Consider the following 26,569-nt stretch of genomic DNA (forward strand, 5'->3'; position numbering starts at 1 on the left):
TATTTAGATTAATTCAAAATAATTCTTGCTTGATTGCTGGGGTGTTATTATCTTTGCCGCAATTAAGAATTAGTCTAAATAAAATGAATAAAAGAATTTTACTTGCTATAAGCGTGTTGGTATGCACACTAACGATAACCACCTACGCACAAACAAAAAACTCGTTATGGGGTGTTATAAAAACTAATGATGGCCGCCCGGCCGCTAATATCACTGTTGCTATTAAAGGCACAAGTTTGGTTACCCAAACTGATGACGATGGTAGCTTTTTGTTTAAACATGTTCCTAAAGGGAAATACCAATTAAAAGTTTCGGCGGTAGGTGTAAAATCTCAAGAACTTGCAATTAATGTACAAGAAGATAGCAATAAGCTAATGCCTATTACCATTTCAGAGAGCGCATCGCAATTGGCAGAAGTTAACATTAGCACTTACAGGTCTTCTAACAAAAAATCTTCTATTTTAGGTAAGGTTGCAATTCCCGCAAAAGACTTGCCCCAAGCGGTACAAATTATTACTACCCAAGTAATACAAGACCAACAGGCAGACCGTTTAGGCGATGTAATGAAAAACGTTAACGGTGTTGCGCTGGGTGCCAATAGAGGGGGTGTTGGGGAGAATTTTTATGCCAGAGGTTACAGTTTAGGGAGTAATAATATTTTTAAAAATGGCACCCGTATCTCAATTGGCGGCAGTCCAGAGGCAAGTACCTTAGAGTCTGTAGAGGTGTTAAAAGGTAGCGCCGCCTTATTGTATGGCGGGGTTACGGGTGGTGCCGTAGTAAATATGATTACTAAAAAACCAAAATTTGAACAAGGTGGCGAAGTTTTTTTCCGTACAGGTAGTTACGATCAATATAAAGGCATGGTTGATGTTTATGGCCCTGTTGACGATAAATTTGCTTTCAGAATTATTGGAACTGGCGAAAAAGCAGGAAGTTTTAGAGATCATGTAAATGCCAAGAGGTTTTACATCAATCCTTCTATTTTATACAAAGCCAACGAAAAAACAGCTGTGCTTTTTCAGGCAGATTATTTAAAAAGCGATTATACACCCGATTTTGGCGTGGGCTCTGTAAACAGTCAGATTGTTGATTTTGGGAGAGAGAAGTTCTTGAACACACCTTGGGCATATAATAAAACCAATACTGCTACATTGCAGTTAGATGTAAACCACCAATTTAATAAGCAATGGAAGTTGAATGCTATTGCCTCTTATCAAAACTACGATAGGGACTATTATGGCGCAGAACGTATTCAGGCCAATGCAACAGGCAGCGCAGTTAGAAATCTTAACAGGGCGAAAACAAATGAATATACCTATAATCAGCAGGTAAATTTAGCGGGTCATTTTCAAGTTTTGGGGATTAAAAACACTCTTTTGGTAGGTGTAGATGCAGATCAATCTCGTGTAAGTAGTAATGCTTTTAATTATAGAAACCAAGCAGGCGATTTGGTTGCTACTTTTAACTATGGCACCATGAATGTTTTCGATCCATCTACCTACCTAGGCAATGGTTTTATGCCCGAGGCAATAGCCATTTCTACTACCTTAACCCCCGTTTACAGGTACGGTGCTTTTGTACAGAACTTGTTCGAAATTACAAATAGCTTTAAAGTGTTGGCAGGCATTCGCTATACTGATCAAAAAACCGCAAGTGTTCAAAAAACTGACCTTGCCACCGGAGAGACTACCCCAACGGCAGCTAAGTTTGACGATGCTTTTTCGCCAAAACTGGGTTTAATCTATCAGCCGTTTAAAAATACTTCGGTTTATGTGAGCTATGCAAACAATTTTACCATTAATACAGGTATTGATATCGCAACCGATGGCCCAATGGCTCCTTCAATTATAGATCAGTATGAGGCAGGGCTTAAGAATGATTTCTTTGGCGGAAAGCTTTCGGCAAATCTTACTTACTATGTAATTAACAACTCTAATTTAGCACAAGCAGCATTGTTAGACCCTACCAAGAAAGAATTTTCGGGTGCAACCCGAAGCGATGGCTTAGAGGTTGATCTTAGCGGAACTTTAGCAAAAGGTTTGAATATCATTGCTGGTTATGCTTATAATTTTATGAGATTTACTAAAACTCTACCTACTGGAAATGTAGAAGGCGTACGTGTAGTTGGTAGTACAAAAAATACCGCAAATGCCACCTTGTTTTATACCGTGCAAAACGGAGCGGTAAAAGGCCTAAAACTAGGAGCATCGGCATTTTACACCGGTGATAGAAATGGCGGATGGAATGACACGAAAGGTGCTGCTGCATCAAGAATAATCCCGTTAAAAGGCTTTACCACCTTAGATTTATCGGCAGGCTATTCGTGGCGTAAATTCTCGTTATTAGGTAAGCTATCTAACCTTACTAATGAGTTAAATTATTACGTACACGAGAATTACAGTGTAAATCCAATACCACCACGACAGTTTTTAACCACATTGTCTTATAAGTTTTAATTTTTTGTAAATATGTTGAAGAGCTCCAAGGTAAACTTGGGGCTTTTTCGGTCTTTGGTGCTTTGGTAAACGTCTATTAATAAACAGATAAATAAGCATGAATAAAATTAAATTGATGTTGTTGCTAATGCTTTTAACCACAGCGGCCGCAGCACAAAAAAGTAGAAAAAAATTACCGGTTCATTTCGATGCCGAAAAATGGGTAGAATATGTAGAGGGAGATATGCCCTTAGTAATAAGTGTACCACATGGTGGACGTGTAACGGTAGATAGTTTGCCTATTAGAGATTGCAAAGGCGCTATTACTGGTGTTGATGGCAGAACAATTGAGTTGGCAAGGGATATACAGCACTATTTTAAAAAAACATACAATCTTGTGCCACATATCATCATCAGTCATATTGCTCGCAAACACGTTGATCAAAACAGGGAACTAGACAATAAAGCGACTTGCGGTTACGAGAAAAACGAAAAACCATGGCATACTTTCCATAACTGGGTAGATTCTGCGTTAAATTTAGCAAGCTCAAATGGTAAAAGAGCCATGTATATAGATTTGCATGGACATGGACATAAAAACCAGCGCCTAGAGATTGGTTATAACTTAGGTAAGTCTGAACTAGAGAAAATACTTGACGAAACCTATAAGCACGGATCAAAATACCATTCCATAACCAACTTGTTAAAACAAGAAAGAGGGTTAAATTTAAAAGAAGCTATTTTTGGGGAAAAAGCGTTTGGAACGTTTTTGGTAAATAACGGGGTGCCAGCTACACCGTCTAGCCAAGATTTAGTGCCTACAAAAGAAGAGTTGTTTTTTTCTGGAGGCGATAATACCAGGCGCTTTACCAGCGAAAAATATCCCAATGTTTTTGGCTTGCAGATAGAATGCGATAGCTCGGCTAGGAGCGAAGCAAAACGGAGTAACACCGCAAAAGGGATTGCCGAAGCCATAGTACAATACCTAAATATATATGCAAATACACAAATAGAAGCGGCAAAGAAATAAAAACAAAGGGAAGAATTAATTCTTCCCTTTGTTTTTTACATACTTTTCTAACCACAAATCTATCTCATACAATCGGTGTAAAATAGATTCTTTTGCTCTGTATGTATGTTCTTCATACGGAAACTGTACTAATTTTGAGTAGCCTCCAAGTCCTTGTAATGCGGCAAATAAACGTTCGCTTTGTAAAGGAAAAGTTCCTGAATTATCATCGGCCTGCCCATGCAAAATAAGCAAAGGAGAAGTAATTTGATTTGCATAATTAAAAGCAGACATCTTGTTGTAGGTATCTTTAGCTTTCCAATAATCTCTACGCTCGCCCTGAAAACCAAAAGGGGTTAACGTTCTGTTATAGGCGCCACTACTTGCAATTCCGGCAGCAAACATTTTGGTATGTGCCAGTAAATTTGCCGTCATAAAGGCACCATACGAATGCCCACCAACAGCCACTCGGGTAGAATCTACTACACCCATTTCGCAAACGGTTTTAATAGCTGCTTTGGCATTTGCTGTAATTTGGGGCAAGTAAGTATCGTTAGGTTCGGTTTTACCTAAGCCAACCACAGGCATATCTGCCTTGTCTAATACGGCGTAGCCTCTTGTTACCCAATATATAGGAGATAAGGGACTTATCCGTGTATAAAGATGTGGCGAAGTGGTTAATTTAGATGCAGCACCTGCGGTTTTAAACTCTCGTGGGTAAGCCCACATTAGCATAGGCAACAAGCCGCTTTCTTTTTTATAATCTTTAGGTAAATATAAGGTTGCTGTAAGCTTAATGCCATCGTTACGTTGGTAATGTAACAGCTGTTTTTTTACCCCCTTTAACGAAGGGTAAGGGTCATGAAAATCAGTAATTTTTGATCGTCGTTTGTTGGTTAAGTTTAATGAAAAGTAATTTGGAACTTCCTCTACCGACTCTCTGCTAAATATTAGGGTGTTGCTTGTGGAGAAGTAGTTGGTAGGTAATTCATAACGAGGTGATTGAGATTTGAAAACAGTGTCTTTTTTCTTAGCGGTGATATTCCATTTCAACAAATAAGGAGTAATATCTTCGCTGGTATATTTTTTTCCAATGACATATAAGAAATAATTGCTTTTAGCACTATCTATTAACAATATTTTTCTACCAAATTTATTATTTGTGAGCACATAATTGCCATTGGTAGCATTAATTTCCTCGTCAGTATCGTCTTTTTCTACATCTTCTGTAATAGCAATTTTCTTATCAGGATTAATGATTACCCTGTTGGTATTTGTACCCCAACGCTGAGATAGAATTGCCAAATCTGCCTTTCCCCAAATTATCTTGGTAAATCTATATTTACATTCGTAGAATTGAGTTGCATTGCCACTAAAAGGTGCCGATAAGGTGTAAAGAATATCCCTTATTTCGGCAGACTTCGTAGGGTCGCCCTCATCGTTGGCTGTTGCCCAAAATAAGGTAGCGGGTTGGTCTGTTCGCCAAGCATAGTCTCGGGGGCCGTTTACCGTGGCATCTCTACCTGTAGGCTTATTTTTACCAAATCTTCCGTTGATAAGCTTTTTTACCAATTGGCCCTGCTTGGTAATAATTTCGGTATTTGAGCTAAATGAGCTTGCTGGAGAGGTGTAAGAATAAGGTTTAATTAGCTTTCTTATCAGGATGTAATTCCCATCAGGAGAGAAATCAAACATTCTATAAATGGCAGGCTCGCCAATGTTTGTTTCTTTACCGTTTAAATCAACTATTTTTAATTGTGCTTTAACATAGTAGTCAAATAAATCTTCATCATATTTATTCGAAAGCAAATTTTGATACGTTCTAGCAGGTGCTTTTCTGCCTAAGCTTTGTTGGGTGATTGGACCATTTGGTACTGTTAATGCAACTGGAAATTTTCTGTTGGAAGGTACAAATTGCCCTAAAATACTTTTACTGTCAGTGCTCCATTGGTACGATTTACCCGAGATGTCACTGAGTGCCGAGTTACTTATTTTTTTGCAATTACCGTCTTTAAGATCAATTACCCAAAGCTCCACAGCATTTTTATTGAGCTGTTGAAAGGCAATATACTGTTCGTCTGGGCTCCACGTTATATCTGATATTTGAAGATTTTTAGGGAGGTTTTGTAAAGCTATTTCTTTGCTTGTTTTTAAGTTTTTAGCAATAATTCCAGTGTAGGTTTCTTTATTAAAAATCGAATTATTTTCTGGGGTGATACGGTAACCAGCCAAACCAATTCTCGGTTCAGCTAATTGAGCTATACTCATCATGTCAGGCTTGTCAAGCGTAATCATGAAATCGCCAGAAGAACTAAACATAACTTTTGATTCGTTAGGTGCCAAAGCTAAATCTTGTATGCTTTTTGGAGGAAGCTTGTAACCACTTTGTGCAAATAAAGCATTGGATAAGACGAAGATGGAAAATGCAGCAAAGATGAATTTACTTTTCATGGTTAATAATTGATTAGATGTGGTTAAAAACTTCAGTTAAAACAAGTTTAACTATCAGTATCACTAGATAAGACTTACACCCGCCAAAAAAGGACCACCATAAACAAAAAGGCTTCTAAATTTAGAAGCCTTTTTTAATGATTATACTGTAGTTTTAATCTTCAATTCGTTTAACTGCTTATCGTCAATAGTACTTGGGCTATCAATCATTACATCTCGGCCCGAGTTGTTTTTAGGGAAAGCAATCACATCGCGAATGCTATCCAAGCCAGCAAAAAGCGAAACCAAACGATCGAAACCGAAGGCCAAACCACCATGCGGAGGAGCGCCATATTCAAAAGCATCTAACAAGAAACCAAATTGTTTTTTAGCTTCTTCATCGCTAAAGCCTAAATGTTTAAACATTAGCGCTTGCGTTTCTTTATCGTGAATACGGATAGAGCCGCCGCCAATTTCGGTACCGTTTAATACCATATCATAGGCATTTGCTCTTACTTCGCCTGGTTTGGTATCTAATAAGGCAATGTCTTCTGGTTTTGGCGAGGTAAACGGATGGTGCATGGCGTGGTAACGTTCTGTTTCTTCATCCCACTCTAACAGTGGGAAATCCAATACCCATAATGCCGAGAATTTGTTTTTGTCGCGTAAGCCCAAACGAGAACCCATTTCTAAGCGTAGCTCGTTCATTTGCTTTTGTACTTTCTCTTTAACGGCACCAGCTAATACCAAAACTAGATCGCCTGGCTGGGTTTGTAATGCAACCGACCATTTTTTCAGTTCGTCTTCGTTGTAAAACTTATCTACCGACGATTTTAACGAACCATCTTCGTTATGGCGTAGGTAAATTAACCCAGTAGCACCAATTTGCGGGCGTTTTACGAAATCCGTTAGTTCATCTAATTGTTTGCGGGTGTAATGTGCACAGCCTTTAGCGTTAATGCCCACTACCAATTCTGCATTGTCAAAAACGGCAAAATCTTTCCCTTTTACCACATCGTTTAGCTCTACAAAAAGCATTTCGAAACGGGTATCTGGCTTGTCAGAACCGTATAGGCGCATGGCATCGGTGTATTGCATACGCGGTACCTCTGGTAAATCTATGCCTTTAATTTCTTTAAATAAAGTTCTAATCAATCCCTCAAAAGTGTTTAAAATATCCTCTTGCTCTACAAACGACATTTCGCAGTCTATTTGTGTAAACTCTGGTTGTCTGTCGGCACGTAAATCTTCATCTCTAAAGCATTTCACAATCTGGAAATACCTATCGAAGCCAGAGACCATGAGCAATTGCTTAAAGGTTTGTGGCGATTGTGGCAAGGCATAAAATTCGCCTGCATTCATGCGGCTTGGTACCACAAAATCTCTTGCTCCCTCTGGTGTAGATTTTATTAGAACAGGGGTTTCTACCTCAATAAAATCCAATCCATCTAAATACCTACGTACCGATTGTGCCATTTTATGACGCAATACCATGTTATTGCGCACGGGATTACGGCGCAAATCTAAGTAACGGTACTTCATACGTAAATCGTCACCGCCATCGGTTTCATCGGCAATTAAAAATGGCGGTAATTTGGCCGAGTTTAAAATCTCTAAGGCTGTAACCTTAATTTCAATTTCTCCCGTAGGAATATCTTTATTTTTGTTTGTACGCTCAATTACCACACCGTCCACTTTAATCACGTATTCGCGACCTAAACTACGAGCTTGCTCACATAAACCAACATTATCGTTCATGTTAAATACCAATTGGGTAATGCCATAACGATCCCGAATGTCGATAAAAGTCATTCCGCCTAAATCTCTAGAGTTCTGCATCCAGCCGCACAAGGTTACGTTTTCGCCTAAATTTTCGAGGGTCAACGCACCGCAAGTAGTTGTTCTTAACATGTTTATTCCATCTTATTGAGCCGCAAAAATACAAATTGATTTAGGATTTACGATTTACGATTTTAGATTTACCCCACAAAGGGATTAAATTATTCTTTTTAGAAGAGCAATACCCGTTTTTCAATCAACGTTAATGTGGCTGTACATTGCAACTCCTCTTCCGATGAAAAATCGGGATGCGGGGTTTTCATTGCCATCTGGTCTAAGCACATACCATTGTCCCGAAGAAGAGTTATGTGCTTGCGCCAGAATGGGAAACACAGCGGGTTCTTTAGGTGTTCCGTAGCAACTTGATGTTCCATTTTGGAATGTCAAGCTATTGAACTCCTGATTCGATAGTTTAGCGGTAATGCACCAGTCTGGCTTTGGCTCGGTTCTTTGGCAATAAAACTTGCAAAAGGACGTGTTTGTCGGGTTTTGGCGTGTTTGTCGTTTTAGGTATGCTGGTTCACCGTCGGTCTACCGTCGGTCCTCCGTTGTTGCTACGTCGCTGGCTAAGGGTGTTGGTGTTGCCTTTTATAATTGAACATAAAAATGACACTTTTGGCAATATTCGGATAAAACAAAGATTAACGTTATCTGATACGTGGTTGATTTCTAAGGGTTTTAAGACTGATCATTTAGCTTTAGAGAATTTAAGAATTAGATAAATTCAGTATATTGCCAAAAATTATTTTTTTTAAACCCTGGAGATCGGTATCTCAATTTCGCTTTTAGTAATAAATGGCTATTAAACCACATATTAACGAACAATCGCTTCTTAATTTGATTGCCAAAGGAGATGAACGTGCCTTTAAAGATATCTTTTATCACTACGTTTCTCCACTTTCAAATTTCGTTCAAAAAGTAACCAACGATGTTGCAATTACGGAAGAGGTAGTTCAGGATACTTTTATCACTATTTGGCTAAAGAAAGAGACTATTAGTGAAATAGAGAATTTTGGCGGCTATTTATATACGGTTTGTAGAAATAATGCATTGCATGCACTTAAAAAAATAGCCAAAACTACATTGGTTACGGAGTTGTTAACTGATGATTACAACGATTGCATAGCTGAAGAGATTGATTACATTGAAGAGTTTAGAAAACTAGTTGATTTATCAATCCAAAAACTACCAGCTCAGCAAAAAAAAGTTTATACTTTGAGCAGATACGATAAACTTAAGCATCAAGAAATTGCTAAGCAGCTAGGCATATCTATTGAAACCGTAAAAAAGCATATTCAGTTGGCAACTAGTTTTTTAGAAGCAGATTTAAAGAGCCAAATCACACCATCAATTATATTTATCCTTACCACACCAATAATTTTTTAAAAAAAATACATCTTCCATTACCCCTTTTTTATTCTTTTTAACTCTCTATAAATAGATGCAAGTAAAACTTGCCAATATGGAAGAAAACAGATTTAATTATTTATTTGAAAAATATCTGCAACACCATTTAGAAAAATTGGAGTTGATAGAGTTTTATACATTGCTTTTGAAGGAAAAGGATGATGATGCTTCGAAACAATTAATGGACAACTGGTATTACGTTCAAAATGATTTGGCTAAACCTACTATCGATAGTGAAAAAAACTTTTTAAAAATACTACAAGTAATACAGCACAAAAAGGCTACGCAATTTATGGGGCAATATAGGTGGCTTAAAATAGCATCGGCAGCTTGTATATTTATGGTGTTAATATGGGCAAATAATCGTTATAAAACAGCAAGGGATGCTAAAGCATCATTTATTGCTGCACAGAAAATATTACCCGCTAGAGACCAGGCTAGTTTGAGATTAAGCAATGGAGAACTTGTATTATTAGATACGTTTAAAATTGGCACAAGCAAGATAATTGATGATGTTAAGATAGTTAAAACATCCACAGGAGAAATTATTTACGAAGCGCTAGTTAACGACGATAGCCATGGAACGAACGAACTAGTTACACCAAAAGGGGGTAAATATACCTTAATACTACCAGACAGAACTAAGGTTTGGTTAAATGCAGCAACAACCTTGAAATACCCTAAGCAATTTTCTGGTGATAAACGTATTGTTGAATTGTCGGGTGAAGCATATTTTGAAGTGGCAAAAATTAAAGACAAAGCGTTTGTTGTTAAATCACGTGCTCAGTTTGTAGAAGTACTGGGCACACACTTCAATTTTAATGCCTATATAGATAATGAATTTACTACAACAACTCTTCTAGAAGGGTCGGTTAAAACGGGTAATCAATCTTATTCTACCATTATTAAACCTGGAGAGAAAGCGGAGTACACCAACAACAGTAGAGTACAAGTTAGCATGGCTGATGTAGAAACCATTATGGCTTGGAAGAATGGGGATTTTGTATTTAAAGAGAAGACATTGGATTTAGTAATGAAAGAGGTAGCCAGATGGTATGATGTAGAGGTTAATTTCGATGAAAATGTAAGGCCTCAAGAAGTAAAATTAATGGGCTGGGTTTCTCGTAATAAGGATCTTAGTGCAATTATAAAAAACTTAGAAGCTGCCACAGGATTAACTTTCAAAGTAAAAGAGAGGAGGATTGAGGTAGCTAAATAAATTAACACTCTTTTTTACACACAATCAATAACCAAGCGTGCTGCAAACACGCTTGGTTTGAAATGATTACATAATTATCAGCTAGTAAACCAACAAATTTTATAACCTTATCGAAACAAATTTATGAAATTTTATTACAATTTCGGAATCGACCTTAGGGTACATGTCCAGAAATTTAGCACCAAACTTTGTTCGGGTTTCTTTACCTTAAATCCTGAACTAAAAAGACGAATTATCATGAGGATTAACCTAGTCTTTACGATTTCGTTATTTACGATCTTGCAAGTGAGTGCCAATACCTTTGGTCAGCGGATCAATATTAACGAGAAAAATGTCAGTTTATCAACCGTACTTAAAACGATAAGAAACCAAAGCGGTTACGATGTGTTATTTGATGCTAAGCTTATCCAAAAAGCACCCAGCATAAGCATTTATGTCAAGGATGCGACCGTAGAAGAGGCGCTTGAAAAATGTTTAGAAGGACTAAGCTTAACTTATAAGTTAGAAGAACACACGGTCATCATCAAAGAAAAATCTTTGGTCGAAAAAATTACAGATCACCTCTCTTATAAAATGTCTGTGAACGAGATTACTGGCACAGTAAGGGCTACAAATGGAGAAATTTTAGCAGGCGCTAGTGTAACCGTAAAAAGGACAAAAAAAACTACATTAACCGATAATAAAGGTGATTTTTTCATAAAAGAAGTGCTTTCCTCAGACAGCTTGGAAGTGAGTTTTATTGGTTATAAATCTAGAACACTTGCTGTTGGTAGTCGTAATAACATTTATATCCTATTAGAAGAGGCAATTAATCCATTAGATATTTTAGTCGTTCAAGGATATGGTAAAACCAGTAGGCGTTTAGCAACTGGTAATATTACACGAATTGGAGCAGACGAACTTGGAAACCAAATAGTAGATAATCCAATTCTTGCCTTAAAGGGAAAAGTAGCTGGCTTAGATATTACCCAAGCCGATGGAATGGCTTTCTCCAACCAAAAAATTGAAATTAGAGGAAGAAAATCTATTAACAGTAATTTCGGTTCTGATCCATTAGTGATCATTGACGGTATTCCACAAACAGTATCTAAACAGGTTCCCAATAATGCGGGCACCATGTATCAAACACCTATTTCGTCGGGTATGCTAGCAGGCTCAGGAACATCTAATTTAGAGAGTTTTAGTCCGCTATACGGAATTAATGCTAATGATATTGAATCAATTGAGGTGCTCAAGGATGCTGATGCAACGGCAATATATGGTAGTAGAGGAGGAAATGGCGTAATATTAATTACTACCAAAGGAGGAAGAATTGGTAAAACGGAGCTAAATGCCAAAGCTGGTCATGGTATTAATTATGTAATTAATGAATGGGATTTGTTAAATACTGATGAATACCTAGCCATGCGTAGAGAAATTTTTAGAAATGATGGTTTAATACCAAATTCGGTAAGTGCACCTGAGTTATTCAGGTACGATCAAAATAGATATACAAATTGGCAGGATTTCGCTTATGGCGGAACTGGGCGCTGGTCTGATTTTAATATGGACTTAAATGGAGGAGATGCTAGAACGACCTTTAGGGTTGGCGCAGGCCTAAATACAAAGTCTGAAATCATACAAAGGGGAGGTATGAATAGCCGTTTTTCAACTAATTTTTCATTAAGACATAAAGCTTTAAACAATAAATTATTGTTCGATCTCAGGTCTGGTTTTGGTAAGACAAAAAATACGGCACGCAAGTTTGGCGGAAATGTACATCTTACTCCTCCTAATGCCCCAGCCATATTTAATGAGGCAGGAGCTTTAAATTTTGCTGAATGGCAAACGCACATGACTCCTTTTGCGTCTTTATTAACTGAGAACCAAATGGAGGGACAGTCAATTAATTTAAGCGGATCATTAAGCTATTCACTGCTTAAAAATTTGAACATATTAATTAATGGCGGTTATTCGAGTAATAGTGCTGATCACAGATTTCTAAATCCACTTGCTGCTCAAAATACTGCATTGTCAGCAAATTCGACAAATAGGTTATACCATAGCGCAATGAGCGTAAACAATGCTCTAATTGAGCCTCAGCTTACCTATGCAAATGGGAGGTTGTCTGCCATTGTGGGGGGCTCTTACCAGAACAATAGCAACTTAAGAAACTGGGTGAGAGGTGAAAAATTTGCGTCAGACGAACAGATGAACAGTGTGAACAATGCTGCTCTATTTGCTGCTGGTGAGGGTAAAACGTTGTATAAATACGCTGGGGTTTTCGCTAGGTTAACTTATAATTTGTACGATAAGTACGTAGTTAACCTAAATGCACGTAGAGACGGTAGCAGTAGGTTTGGTAAAGATTATCGGTTTGGCAACTTTGGCTCTGTTGGGGCAACATGGATTTTATCGAAAGAAAACTTTGTTCGTTCAATATTGCCAAAAACCATGAGTACGGTTAAATTGAGAGGAAGTTATGGTGTTACAGGTTCTGATGGTATAGGCGATTATAAGTTTTTGCAACAATGGGGAAGCAGCTCGAGTGGAGGTGCATTTAGAAATTATGATGGTATAACAGCTTTGTATCCTCAGTTATTGAATAACTCTGAGTTTCGTTGGCAGAGAAATGTGAAATCTGAAATTGGATTAAATCTAGGTTTCTTTGAAGATAACCTAACCTTAGATTTAAGCTATTACTCAGATTTTACTAATAATCAGCTGTTAAGTTTTCCTACACCAATGTATTCTGGATTTTCATCATTGATACTTAATTCGCCTGCCGAAGTAAGTAACAAAGGTTATGAGCTATCCTTAGGGATATCCATAATCAATTCGAAAAAATTTAGTTGGAGTGCCAATTTTAACCTTTCTAGAAATACCAATACATTGGTAGATTATCCTGATTTTGAGAGTTCACCTTACTACAGTACCTATAAAATTGGTCAATCATTAGGTACTCAATACGTATTTGAATACCTTGGAGTTGATCCGCAAACGGGGAACTATACTTTTAAAGATGGCAACGGTGACGGTATCATTACTCATGTGTATAATGCACCTGCTGGTATAAATGGCGATGATCGTATCGCAATGATTAATACTAACCCTAACCTTATAGGAGGAATGTTCCATTCTTTTAAGTATAAAGGCTTGTATGTACAAGCAGCTTTTAACTTTAAAACAGGTAAAGCAATGTCATTTATGAATGCAACCGGGAATAATAATATAGCTCGTTATACCTACCAGAACACATGGCATAAACCGGGCGATAATGCCAAATACGCTAAGCTATCTACACAGCCTGACAACCGTGCAGCTACGTCAACCGTTGCTTATGCCGATATCGATTTTATAAGGTTAACCAACATTACATTGGGTTATCAAGTGACATCGGAAATAGTGAAATCTTTAGGTATCTCTAGATTAGCATTTAATCTAAGTGCGCAGAATATTTTTGTACTTACAAAGTTCCCAGGTCTAGATCCTGAATTAACAACAGAACAAAGTTTCCCACAACAGCGAGTTGTTACCATGGGATTGAATTGTACATTTTGATCGAATTAAATCATGAAAAAAATAATTTTAAATACAATTGGCTTATTATTGCTAATAATGGGCGTGTTTTCATCCTGTAAAAAGTTGGTAGATATACCTGACCCCATTGATACACTCACTGATGAAAAGGTTTTCAAAACCGATCCTCAAGCTGACCAAAGTATAGCTGCTTTATACCTTAGCATGATGTCGACTTCAGATTTCTCTTTTAGCTTTGGTTATGCAACCCTACACGGTGGTTTAGCTGCCGATGAGTTAACAGTACTTGATCCGATAATTAATTTTGAGTATTACCAAGTGTATAAAAATGATATTCAACCAGAGAATGGAAAATCATTTGCCGAACTATGGACGAGTGCTTATAAAACAATTTACATTGCTAATGCAATATTAGATGGGGAAGCAGCATCTGTTTCATCGCAATTAACAGCTAAGAAAAGAGAAGAGTTAAAAGCGCATGCTAAATTTATAAGGGCATTTTGTTTATTTTACTTAACTGGGTTTTATGAAAAAATTCCATTAACCAAAAGTTCTAAATACAATCAACTAATTAGCTTATCTAAATCTAGTCAAGAGGAGGTTTACCAAAGTATCTCTGTTGATCTAGAAGAAGCAATCCAGCACTATCGTGCGGCAAATTTAATCACTTCTGCAAGTAAAGGAAGTTCTTTTGCAGCAGAAGCCTTATTGGCAAGAGTATATCTTTACCAAAAGAATTGGGATAAGGCAAAGTTACACGCGACTAACGTTATCAATAGTGGCCATTATATTTTGGATATTAATTTACGCAACACCTTTACTAAAAATAGCACCGAAGGTATCTTTAATTTAAAGAAAGATCCAACCAGTCTCATCGATAAATTTACTGACACCCACTTCCTCTCACCTTTAATTCCTTTTTATGCAGCATTTGGTGATGATCCAATGATATGGGATATGTTTTTAACGCCAGATATGTACGATGACGCATTTATGGGATTTTTTGGAACTGCCCCTCAGATAGAAGTTTCACAAAGTTTGGGTGGTGCTTTCGAAAGTAACGATAAAAGAGGTAAAGTTTGGTTAAATTATAATCCAACACCAACCTATGCGCCTTACACTGGTCGAAAGGTCTATTTTTCTGATAAATATCCCGCTGCTAATGTATCTCCCGATACGTATAATGTTATGCGCCTAGCTGAAATGTATTTAATTAGGGCAGAAGCTAATGCTCATCTTGATCTAGTTGATTTAGCAAAGGCAGATCTGCAAGTGGTACGTAACAGAGCGGGTTTAACCAATGCCATCAGTTTAGCTGATAAAAATGCAGCACTTGAGGCAGTGGCTAATGAAAGAAGGTTTGAACTATTTGCAGAGTGGGGCCATCGTTTATTTGATTTGAAACGTACAGGCAAAGCGCTGGGGGTGTTAAGTCAAAATCCAGATAAAGTTGGGATAAACGCCAAAAGAATCAAATTTCCAATACCATCCACAGAGGTTGCAAGAAACCCAAGGCTTGGTGGAGACTAATTAGCATACTACGTAGTACACACAACTTTTTTTTAAGCACAACAGCTAGCTGTTGCGCTACTTAAACTATACAATGAAACCTTTATTTAAAACAAAGGGCTGGATGGCTATTGCCCTTTCGACTTGCAGTTTTTGTGAGCTCCTGCCAAGTAGATGATAAGGTTCTAGATACCAAAATATTAAATTTTAAAATCACAAAACTTAACTAAACGCACAAAAAAAAATGAAATTGAAATCGAAAGTGCTCATGCTGGGCATGGCAATTGCTGGGCTAATACATGCTAACAGCAGTTTTGGACAGGTTAAAGCGGACACGGTAAAGAAAGATACCGTTAAGACCGTAAAACCTAAAAAAGATCCATTAAAAAAAATTAAACCCTATCATGAAGTTGTAAATAAGAATTACAAGTCTCAAACGGGTATGTTTAGTGTTCATCGTTATCGCGACACAACTTATTTCGAATTAAGCAATACTATTATTAACAGAGATATATTAATTGTAAATCGCTTAGCGTCTATCTCATCTAATTCTTCTAATGTTTTTCCCGGCGAGTTATTAGATGAGCAAATGATTCGATTTGAATTAGGAAGAGATTCTACGATAAAAATTAGGTTGATTGAACTCGAAATGATGGCTAATCCTAATAGTAATTTGGCACGTGCAGTTAAAGACGCAAACATTGGGACAATAATAGCGTCGTTTCCTATAAAAGCATATAGTAAAGATTCAACATCTTACGTGCTAGATTTTACTAAGTATTTAACAGAACCCGGTTTATTTCATAGTATAGAGGGACCTTTAAACAATTTCGTTAGCCCAGTTTTAAAAGATGTAGAAATAGTAATGTTACGTCCGTTTGCAGAGAATGTCGAATTTACTCTACGAAAGAACATGACTAGAAAAAAACCAACTAGCGTAACCAATCAAGCCACTATAGAAACTTACACATCTATGTTGTTGTTGCCAAAGGTACCAATGCGTAGAAGACTAATTGATGACAGGATTGGTTACTTCCCTAAAACATATCAATACTTTGACGATAAACAACAGAGCTACAGGCCTATTGGGTTTGCGAGTAGGTGGCGCTTAGAACCTAAAGAAATTGATATGGAGAAGTGGAAAAGAGGAGAGTTAGTAGAACCTAAAAAACAAATTGTAATTTATATAGATCCAAATACGCCTAAGCAATGGGTTCCTTATTTAATTAAGGGAATTGATGACTGGCAAAAAGCCTTCGAACATGCCGGTTTTAAAAATGCAATAATAGGCAAGGAATGGCCTGTTAATGACCCTAATATGCATATAGGCGACGCTAGATATTCGATGATACATTATTTTCCTTCGAGAACACCAAATGCTAGAGGGCCGCACGTAGCCGATCCTCGTAGTGGTGAGGTAATAAACACCAGAATAGAATGGTATCATAATGTGATGGATATCTTGGATCGTTGGTTTAAAATACAAACTGCAGCAGTTAATCCTAGTGCACGTAAACCAAAGTTAGACGATAAAACTATGGGTGAACTTATTAGAACGGTGTCTAGTCATGAAGTAGGCCATACGCTTGGATTAACGCATAATTTCGGAGCAAGTAGTTTTACGCCAGTAGAAAAACTAAGAGATGCCAAGTATTTAAAAGAAAATGGTCATACAGTAAGTATTATGGATTATGCTCGTTTTAATTACGTTGCGCAACCTGAGGACAAAATCCCAATGGAGGATTTATTTCCAAAAATAGGTGCATACGATAAATGGGCGATAAAATGGGGTTATGGCTATGTAGGAGGTAAGGACGAATTTGAAGAGGATAAAATCCATAGAAAGCTTGTTAGCAAAAAATTAGAAACAAACCCAAATGTTGTTTATTTAGATGGAGAACGTTTATTTGGAGACGCAAGAGCACAAACTGAGGATTTAGGTGACGATGCAATTGTAGCCAGCAATTACGGCATTAAAAATCTAAAAGTAGTAATGGCTAATTTGGTAAAATGGTTTGCTGAAGATGGACAAGATTTTTCAAAAATAGCTAAATATCACGAAGAAATCATGCAGCAATTTATAAGATATATGGGGCATGTTTCTTACAATCACATTGGCTTTACAAGAGATCCGAAAGTGGGAGGAAATAGTGGTACTGTTTATAAGCCAATTTCACGCGAACGTCATATCGCTGTTGTGAAATTTTTTGATGAGCAAATTTTTACAACACCAAAATGGCTAGTTAATACCGAGGTTGAAAATTTAATAAAAGATGCGGTTTATGACTCTAGAGCTAATCCTTCACACTTGGATGCCATTGCTAAGTTTCAGCATATGTCATTAACAACGCTTATTAGAAGTATTCATTTACATCGAATTTTAGGTAATGGTTTGAGATTCAATACTTATACGCTTGAGGACCATATGCAGTTGATGCACGAAATTATTTGGAGAGAATTAAAGCAGCCTACGATTGAACTTGACAGATATAGAAGAGGGCTTCAAAGAATTTATGTAGATACTTATGCAGATATCATAAAAATGGTTGACATCAATTATTTATCTACATCTACAGATGTTCAGCTTCTAGTGAAATTAGACATGAAGGCTTTAAAGCAGGAAGTAGAGAATGCGATTGACAAGGCTGATGGGATAAATAAAGAACATCTTAAAGATATTGTATTACGTATTGATAGAGCATTTGACCCTAAAAAGTAAATTTAATAGTTAATAGTTAGTTCCGCAGCCTCCTTCTGGTAAAGTTGGGGGCTGCTTTTTTAAGTTTAATTTGATGAAGAAAATCATATTTTTAGCCTTTGTATTATCATCTTTAGCTGTAGCAAAGGCACAAATTGTTGTAAAAGGTCAGGTGCGGAACAGCACGTATAAACCTATTGCTGGCGCTAGTGTTAAATTAGCCACAGATACGGTTGGTAGTGTTACGGATAGCTTAGGAAATTTCGTTTTCAGTACTTTAAAAACAGGTGACGTGACGGTAGTAGCATCCTTGTTGGGCTATAAAACAGATAGCGTTGTGGTTAAATTAATAGCAAAAACTGTTTATAGTTTAATTATTCTTAAAGATGTAAATCAACAACTTAATACGGTACAGATCCAAACTAGAAAAGCTTTCAACCCACCCAACCAAGAACTTAGCCACGGAATGATAACTACTGCCATAGCACCTGGTGCGGCGGCCGATGTTACTGCTGCGATGCAAGTATTTCCTGGGGCAGCACCAATTGCCAATGAAACAGGTTTTTTCGTACGTGGGGGGCACGCAAATGAGACACTAATTGTCTTCGACGGGATGGTGGTGAAGAACGCATTTGGTAGCAAACTGCCTGATTTAGCTAACAGAAGTAGGTTTTCCGCATTTTTATTCGATAAAACGAACTTTACAACTAGTGGATACAGCGCTATGTATGGTCAAGCACTTTCCTCGGTTTTAACTATGGATACGAGAGATCTCCCTCCAGCCAGTTCTACTGAATTTGCAATCATTAATTTAGGATTGGGTGTTGCTAGAACAGAGCGATTTAAAAATAGCTCACTTACTATTGGAGCAAATTATTATAATTTCTCTCCATATCATCAATTAGTCAAGCAAAACACGCTTTGGAAAGATGACCCAAAACAATACCAAACCAGTTTAAACTATAAGCACAAACTCAAAAAAGGCACGTTTAAAGCCTTTGTCGATTATAGTGATACTGAGTTGTCATTTGATATCATTAATCCCAACACTTCTACTTCCGATTTACTTAAAAACCGAAATAAAAACCTTTATATCAATACCAACTATCAGGGTCAATTGAGCCACTACTGGAAAATATACTTCGGTACAGCTTATAACAAAACTACAGAGCAAGGTGATTTTGGCAACAGCCCATATTTTCAAAACGACGATCTTTTGCAGCAAAAGTTAATGTTTACCGCAAGTATTTTAGGAGCCATCCCTTTGCGTATGGGAGCCGAATACTTTTACAATGAACGTAAGGAGGGAATCAATAACAAAGAAAGGGGCTATACCGATTTGTTGAGCGCTGCATTTACAGAGCTTGATGCTAATTTGTTGCCACAGTTGAGTCTAAATTTAGGTTTTCGCACCGAATATAGCCGCTATATGGACAAAGTGAATGCTTCGCCTCGGATAGCCGCAATTTACAACCCTACAAAAGATCATAAGTTTACAGCTAGCTACGGGCAGTATTTACAAAAACCGGATGATAGTTTTTTAGCTGTTAGCAATCAACTAAATTTTGAGAAAAACATACAATATGCTATAGATTATGAATTTCCATTGAAGCGAAGATTGGTGAAATTGGCTGCGTATCACAAAAAATATAGCGATTTAACCAAAATTACAACGCCGTTCTTTTCTGGATTTCAAGCTTACGGACCACCTTTAGATATTCAAAGCGTAAAGGCTACGGGAAGCGGATTTGCGAACGGATTTGAACTATTTTTTAAGGATAAAGAAAGTGTCCGTTACGCAGAATATTTCGTTTCTTATTCTTGGGTAAACACCAAGCGTAACTTTATAGACTACGCCATGTTTGCTACACCAACATTTGCACCAAAACATACGCTTAATGCAAATTTTCAAAAATTCTCTAACAAACTTACTTGGATATTTGCAGTTAACTACGCTTATAACCACGGTAGAACTTATTTCAATCCCAACAATGCTGCGCTAATGGGCGATAAGGTTAAGGATTTCCATAACTTGAGCGCTTCAATTTCGCATATTCCTCGTTGGGGTAAAACTTGGTCATCAATTAGTTTGAATGTAAACAATATACTGGGTTTCAAGCAAGTTTACGGGTATCGATATGCTTTTAGCGGAGTTCAACGAATACCTGTCTTGCCTACGGCAAAAAGGAGTGTTTTGTTAAGTCTTTTGGTAAACCTCGATGGGCAAGATTATAATAGATAACATAACAAAGGCGGCATTTTTGGCAGCCTTTGTTGCTATCCGTTATTCCGTAAAAATAGAATAATTAAACTGACATAATGGAATTGTAGAGGGTATTACTAGCCAACTAATTATCATATCGGCTTACCAGCTAATTAAAAATTTACTATTTTGCACCATGCAGTTTAAAGATATTATTGGGCAGGAAACCATAAAGCAGCATCTGGTACAAACCGTGGCCGAAAATAGGGTAAGTCATGCCCAATTGTTTCTTTCGCCCGCCGGAAGTGGCGCCTTGCCTTTGGCTATTGCTTATGCCCAATACATTAACTGCCAACAAAAAACAGCTCAAGATAGTTGTGGCCAATGCGCTTCTTGTCGCAAATACGAACGTTTAATACATCCCGATTTACATTTCTCTTACCCATTCTTTGCATCAAAAGATATAAAGATAGCTACCGATGTATTGGAAGAATGGCGTAGCATGGTATCAGAAAATCCTTATTTTGATTTGGATATCTGGCGTTCTAAATTAAGTGCCGACAATAAACAAGCAAACATTAACATTGCCGAAGCGCATGACATCATTAAAAAATTAAGTTACAAAGCTTTCGAGGCCGATACCAAGGTGCTGATTATGTGGCTGCCCGAGTATTTAGACAGAGAAGGAAACGCCCTGCTTAAAATTATAGAAGAACCGCCGGCAAATACACTTTTCATCTTAGTGGCGCAAAATCAAGAACAAATATTAACCACTATTTTGTCGCGGACACAAATTGTTAAAATTCCCAAATTGGCAGATGAAGTAGTAAAGCAGTATTTGATCGTTAAAGCCAATTTATCCGAACATCAGGCAGAAGAATACAGTTTTTTGGCCGATGGCAATTTGATAGAAGCCAATGCATTATTGGCCGACGAGGTAAACAACAACGCAGGTTATTTTGCCGAGTGGCTGCGCATGGCTTATGGCAATCGCGTACCAGATATGATGGCTTTTACCGAAACCGCTGCCAGCTGGGGCAGAGAAAATCAAAAAAACTTTATCAAATACGGCATTAATTTTTTAAGAGAGTGCGGCTTAATCCTTAGCAGTGCCGAAAGCTTGGTGAAACTGCCGCCACAGCATTTTGAAGTCGCAAAAAAACTGTCGGGCGTATTAAATATGGCCATGGTAGAGGCTTTAATTAACGAGTTAGAAAAGGCACATTATCATATCGAACGTAATGCGAATCCGAAAATTCTGTTTTTAGATGTATCTTTACAACTGGTAAAAATAATAAAGTTTAAAACGCTCCCGAAAGGGACTCAATATATATACACGTAATTATGGGATGTGGAAGTTGCTCTACAGGAGGCGGTTGTGCCCCTGCTGGCTGCAAAAGTAATGGCGCTTGCCTTACTGGAGGTTGTCAGAAAATGGAAGTACACGATTGGCTGTCTAATTTAGATATGCCATCAAATTATAGATCTTTTCCAATAATAGAAGTTAAATTTAAAGGCTCAAGAAAAGAGTTCTTTGTAAATAGCGATGACATTTACTTGGAGATTGGCGAACTTATTGCCGTTGAAGGTGCTACTGGGGGTTATGATATTGGCCACGTTTCGCTCACTGGCGAACTGGTGCGTACACAACTTAAGCGTAGAAAAACACCTATCGATCAAGTTACCCGCAAGGTTTACAGAAAAGCTACCGAAGCCGATGTAGAAAAATGGAAAATTGCCAAAGGCTTAGAATGGGAAACCATGCATAAGGCCCGTACGCTGGCCTTAGATTTAAAGCTTTCCATGAAAATTAGCGACGTAGATTACCAGGGCGATAGAACAAAAGCTACATTTTTTTATACGGCAGAGGGCAGGGTAGATTTTAGGGAATTGATTAAGAAAATGGCCGAATCTTTTCGTATCCGTATCGAAATGCGCCAAATTGGGATGCGCCAAGAAGCTGGTCGTTTGGGTGGTATTGGCTCTTGTGGCCGCGAATTGTGTTGTTCTACTTGGCTAACTAACTTTAAAACGGTTTCTACGGCTGCCGCTCGCTACCAAAACTTATCATTAAATACCCTAAAATTGGCGGGGCAATGCGGTAAGCTTAAATGCTGCCTAAACTACGAGTTAGATACCTATCTGGATGCTTTAAAGGATATTCCAGACCGTATTGATGCCTTGCAAACCGAGATCGGTGTTGCTCGTCATCAAAAAACAGACATCTTTAAAAAACTGATGTGGTTCAGTTATGCTAATCAGGAAGATTGGATTCCGTTAAAAGTTGACCGTGTAAAAGAGATCATGGCAATGAATAAACGTGGCGAAAAACCAAGCAACTTGAAAGATGAAGCTGTTGAATTGAAAACTAGTACTGTGGTTGAGAAGGTTCACGATTACGAGAATGTGGTTGGTCAGGATAGCTTAACGCGTTTAGACGATAAAAATCGCAATAGAAATAATCGTAACCGTAATAACAATAGGAACGATAGAGAGCGTGATAGAGACCGGGATAGAAATAGACCTCAATCTAATCAGGGTACCGATAAAGAGAATGGCGGTAATAGAAATGGACAAGCTGGCTCGAAAAATAGAGACAAACAGCAAAACCAGAATAAGCCGCAACAGCAGAAATCTCAAGATAGACCTCAACAAGAGCAAAATCAGAGAAATCAACCTAAGCAAGAAAATAGACCGCAACAAAACCAACGACTACAACAAAAACCTGTAGAAGCTAAGGCGAAAGAGAACAATCAACCTGCGCCGAAGGGAGAGGCTCCTCAAGCTCAAGGCGAGGGGGGAAATCCAGAGCAAAGGCGTAACAACAGGAATAGAAATAAAAACCGCAATAGGAATAGGCAACAAGGAGAAAAAAATAAAGACCAAGGACCAAAGCCAAATGAATAAGAAGCAAGGAACAAGGAACAAGGAGCAAGGAGCAAGGAGCAAAAAAAGCAAAGCTTTACAAGTTAGAAGGGCTATGCAGCATGCTTGTCCCCCTTTGGAGCGGGTAGGGGGAGGATTTTTAACTAGCCTCTTCTCTAAATTGCAAGTTGTTACCTTTTTCTGCCTTCTATTCACTTTCTCTTCCTGCAATTTCAATACCGTAGTAGATACCAACCAAAGCATAGAAGATAACCAATGGTTATACGCTAATGTTGCAAAAGCTGAGTTCGAAATTAAAGATGTAACCAAGCCTTATCAGGTTAATTTTAAGTTGCGTATCAACACAGAATACAGGTATTCAAATCTGTTTGTATTGGCAACTTTGAAGGATGCAAAGACTAGAAAAAAAACTCGCTATCAGTTCAAATTAGCCAAAGAAGATGGCACTTGGTTAGGTAAGGGTTCGGGTGATTTATATACTTATTCGTTTCCGCTACTTAAAAATCATCGCTTTGCCGACACAGGAAAGTATCATATTGAGATTGAACAAAATATGAGAGATAATCCGCTGTTAGGTATAAGTGATGTTGGTATTGAGGTGAAATGATTTACGAAAAACGATTTTAGACCTGATACATCACCGCATCATTAAAAATTCGGTGTTATTTGTGCCTTTGTGGTCAACTTACTTAGAAGTTGTAAAGTTTTAACGTTGCAATTGCCAATCGAAAACTGTAAATTGTGAATTGAAAACTGGTGATATGAGAAAAATATTGTTTGCGGCCTGTCTGCTATTGGTAACATTTTGGGTTAACGCTGCCGAAATCAAGTTTCTAGAAAACCCTACTTGGACTTCGGTACTCGAACAAGCGAAAAAAGAGAATAAAATTATTTTTTTAGACGCCTATGCCACTTGGTGTGGCCCATGCAAACAAATGGATGCCGAAACTTATACCAATGATGCGGTAGCCAACTTCTATAATGCTAACTTCATCAATGTAAAGTACGACATGGAAAAGGGTGAAGGCACAATGTTGGCAGATCGTTATTATGTAACGGCTTATCCTAATTTGGTTTTTATCAACCCAGAAGGTGTTATGCTGCATAAAGGAGTGGGGTTTTTGCCCGCTGATGAATTTTTGGCCTTGGCTAAAGCAGCTAAAAATCCTGAAACACAATATTATACTTTAAAAAAGAATGCCTTAAAGTTAAGTAATGCGCAATTTTTAAAGTTTGCAAAACAGGCAGTAGCCCTACAAGACGAAGATTTTGGTTACCTAAGTAAAGATTTCTTGACTGCAAAAGCAGATATTTTAGGCGATTCTGATTTGATTGATTTGATCATGAATTATGCCTTTGTATTGCCTAAAGAAAAGGATCTTAACTATTTCTCTACCAATAAAAGCAAAATATTAAGAGAGGGCAAATACACCCAAGATGATTTTGAAGAACGCTTAGTAAGCCTGGCCATTCAGTTTGCACTTTCTGAAGAGGTACAGGTAACCGAAGAGATAGACTTTGAAGCCGTAAAAAAGATTTTAGATAAATACGTGCCAGAGCGCTCATTTTTTGTTTACAACTACTTTAAGACCCAATATTTCTTAGAGAACAAAGAAATGGAGCCCGCTTTGGCTGCATTTAACGAGATTGTGAGCAACCCTGCTAAGGTGGGTTACCAACAGCTGTGCAACGCAATGATGGGCTTTGGCCCCACCTTATACGAAGAGGGCAAGTTAGATAGCTATTTAGAAAAATTTGAAGCAGTAGCTGTACCTGCCAAAGAAGCTAGTTTAACGTATCTAAAAGAGTTTGTAAAAGCAATTATCTACATCAAAACCAAACAGACCGATAAGTTTAAAACCGCCGCTAATGCGATGCTTGCAAATGCAACTACGCCAGAAGATGTAAAGAAAGACTTAAAACTTGCTTTGCAAAATATGGAGAATTAAATTAATTGTTTATTGACAATCCTATTTTCTTTTCTCTCCTTTTTAGGGGAGAGATTCTGGCGGCAGAGAAGGGTTATAGTAACGGCAACAACTGCTCTAATGCCATCCCTCTACTGCCTTTTAATAAAATAAGCGATTCTCGCCAGTTTTGCGCTTGAATAAACGCTGCGGCTTCGGCTGGTGTAGCAAAGAAATTTGCTTTAAAACCGCCTTTAGCATTGTAAAAATGATGCCCCACAAAAATTAGTGTTCCAATCTCATTTTTAAGCGCTAGTTTAATAATGTGATGATGCTGAATTGCCGACTCTTCGCCTAGCTCAAACATATCGCCCAAAATGGCGATTTTGTTAGTGGAAGTAAGGCTGTTTAAATTGGTAATTGCTGCTGCCATACTGCTTGGGTTGGCATTGTAAAAATCGCAAATCACAGTGTTTTTCTCAGTTTTGGTTAACTGCGAACGGTTGTTGGTAGGAAAATACTCTGCCAGCCCCTTGTTAATTTCTGTTGCGCTTAATCTAAAAAAGCAACCAATACTAATGGCCGCTAAAATGTTTTCAAAATTATAAGTTCCGGTTAAATTGGCTTTGGCTTCGTAGCTTTTATCATCAAAACTCCACTCAAACTCAATTAAGGGGTCGCTATGTTTTAATACCCCATGCACTGTACCTTCTTCTGCAATATTATAGCGCACAACGTTTTTAACTTTGGCATTGCCCACCATTTCAGTTAAATCTTTGTTGGCGGCGTTTACAAAAGCATAACCATTGTTCTCGCTGAGGTAGGCATAAAGTTCTGCTTTGCCTTTCTTAACGCCTTCGAAGCCGCCAAAACCCTCCAAATGCGCCATGCCTACATTGCTAATGAGGCCATGCGTTGGCTGTGCAATGGTACATAAAAACGCAATTTCTTTTTGGTGGTTAGCGCCCATTTCAATTACCGCTACTTCCATCTCTTTAGTAATGCTTAAAATAGAAAGAGGCACGCCAATATGGTTGTTAAGGTTCCCTTTGGTTGCAAAAACCTTAAAATGCTCTGCTAGTACAGCCCTTATCAACTCTTTGGTGGTGGTTTTTCCGTTACTGCCAGTTAAGCCAATTATTGGGATGTTTAATTGTTTTCGGTGGTGTTTTGCAAGTTCCTGTAGGCTGCGTAAAACATCATCTACCAGTATAAAACCATCGCCTTTGGCATAAGCTGCATTATCAATTACAGCATAAGTGGCGCCGGCTGCAATTGCTTTGGCTGCAAACTGGTTGGCATCGAAATTTTCTCCTTTTAGGGCAAAAAACAAACAGCCTTCGGTAATAGAACGGGTATCTGTGCAAATAACAGGGTGTTTTAAGTAGTGCTGGTAAAGTTCTTCGATGTTAGCCATGGTGCCAAATGATATAATAATGTGTTGTAAAATTACAAATGCTTCATCGAAATCAAATATTCTTTTAGTATTATTGAGTATTAGCCAC

15 protein-coding genes are annotated in these 26,569 nt (G+C 37.8%); 12 read left to right on the top strand and 3 right to left on the bottom strand.

The features are described from left to right. Positions 1-83: 83 nt before the first annotated feature. Together B3I52_RS14265 and B3I52_RS14270 are read left to right on the top strand one after the other, a co-directional pair. A complete protein-coding gene (locus B3I52_RS14265; protein ID WP_293302431.1) occupies positions 84-2,459 on the top strand; it encodes a TonB-dependent receptor in 2,376 nt (791 codons plus the stop codon). A 97-nt stretch (positions 2,460-2,556) separates the two neighbouring features. After that, the gene (locus tag B3I52_RS14270; protein ID WP_293302432.1) at positions 2,557-3,468 is read left to right on the top strand and encodes a hypothetical protein; all 912 of its coding nucleotides are present in this window, start codon (positions 2,557-2,559) and stop codon (positions 3,466-3,468) included. A gap of 15 nt (positions 3,469-3,483) precedes the next feature. On the opposite strand, the gene B3I52_RS14275 is transcribed toward B3I52_RS14270, so the two are convergent. Beyond that, a complete protein-coding gene (locus B3I52_RS14275; protein WP_293302434.1) occupies positions 3,484-5,898 on the bottom strand; it encodes a S9 family peptidase in 2,415 nt (804 codons plus the stop codon). 141 nt (positions 5,899-6,039) lie between these two features. After that, positions 6,040-7,788, bottom strand: a complete 1,749-nt coding sequence (aspS, locus tag B3I52_RS14280; protein ID WP_293302437.1) for an aspartate--tRNA ligase — start codon at positions 7,786-7,788, stop codon at positions 6,040-6,042. Positions 7,789-8,511: 723 nt separating this feature from the next. Here aspS and B3I52_RS14285 point away from each other — a divergent pair. The 10 genes from B3I52_RS14285 (at position 8,512) to B3I52_RS14330 (ending at position 25,106) form a co-directional block, all read left to right on the top strand. Then, complete coding sequence (locus tag B3I52_RS14285) at positions 8,512-9,102, top strand: RNA polymerase sigma factor (RefSeq protein ID WP_293302438.1); 591 nt, start codon at positions 8,512-8,514, stop codon at positions 9,100-9,102. Between the two features lie 55 nt (positions 9,103-9,157). Then, entirely contained in the window at positions 9,158-10,342 is a 1,185-nt protein-coding gene (locus tag B3I52_RS14290; protein WP_293302441.1) for a FecR family protein, read from the top strand. Positions 10,343-10,579: 237 nt separating this feature from the next. Then, entirely contained in the window at positions 10,580-13,882 is a 3,303-nt protein-coding gene (locus B3I52_RS14295) for a SusC/RagA family TonB-linked outer membrane protein (protein ID WP_293302444.1), read from the top strand. A gap of 12 nt (positions 13,883-13,894) precedes the next feature. Beyond that, positions 13,895-15,391, top strand: coding sequence for a RagB/SusD family nutrient uptake outer membrane protein (locus B3I52_RS14300; protein ID WP_293302446.1), 1,497 nt, complete (start codon positions 13,895-13,897; stop codon positions 15,389-15,391). Between the two features lie 223 nt (positions 15,392-15,614). Continuing rightward, on the top strand, positions 15,615-18,089 hold the full coding sequence (locus tag B3I52_RS14305; RefSeq protein ID WP_293302448.1) for a zinc-dependent metalloprotease: 2,475 nt from the start codon (positions 15,615-15,617) through the stop codon (positions 18,087-18,089). A 73-nt stretch (positions 18,090-18,162) separates the two neighbouring features. Next, the gene (locus B3I52_RS14310; protein ID WP_293302450.1) at positions 18,163-20,310 is read left to right on the top strand and encodes a TonB-dependent receptor; all 2,148 of its coding nucleotides are present in this window, start codon (positions 18,163-18,165) and stop codon (positions 20,308-20,310) included. Positions 20,311-20,467: 157 nt separating this feature from the next. Beyond that, positions 20,468-21,613 carry an ATP-binding protein gene (locus B3I52_RS14315; protein WP_293302453.1) on the top strand — a complete coding sequence of 382 codons (1,146 nt, stop codon included), beginning with the start codon at positions 20,468-20,470 and terminating at the stop codon, positions 21,611-21,613. 2 nt (positions 21,614-21,615) lie between these two features. Beyond that, on the top strand, positions 21,616-23,178 hold the full coding sequence (locus B3I52_RS14320) for a PSP1 domain-containing protein (protein WP_293302455.1): 1,563 nt from the start codon (positions 21,616-21,618) through the stop codon (positions 23,176-23,178). Then, a complete protein-coding gene (locus B3I52_RS14325) occupies positions 23,171-23,764 on the top strand; it encodes a gliding motility lipoprotein GldH (RefSeq protein ID WP_293302457.1) in 594 nt (197 codons plus the stop codon). Before B3I52_RS14320 ends, B3I52_RS14325 begins: the two co-directional genes overlap by 8 nt. A 154-nt stretch (positions 23,765-23,918) precedes the next feature. After that, a complete protein-coding gene (locus B3I52_RS14330; RefSeq protein ID WP_293302460.1) occupies positions 23,919-25,106 on the top strand; it encodes a thioredoxin family protein in 1,188 nt (395 codons plus the stop codon). Between the two features lie 73 nt (positions 25,107-25,179). On the opposite strand, the gene B3I52_RS14335 is transcribed toward B3I52_RS14330, so the two are convergent. Next, positions 25,180-26,481: a UDP-N-acetylmuramoyl-tripeptide--D-alanyl-D-alanine ligase gene (locus tag B3I52_RS14335; protein WP_293302462.1), complete on the bottom strand. Its 1,302-nt coding sequence runs from the start codon at positions 26,479-26,481 to the stop codon at positions 25,180-25,182. Between the last annotated feature and the right edge of the window lie 88 nt (positions 26,482-26,569).

The organism is Pedobacter sp. UBA4863 (assembly GCF_002399615.1).
In the GTDB taxonomy this organism is placed as follows: Bacteria; Bacteroidota; Bacteroidia; order Sphingobacteriales; family Sphingobacteriaceae; genus Pedobacter.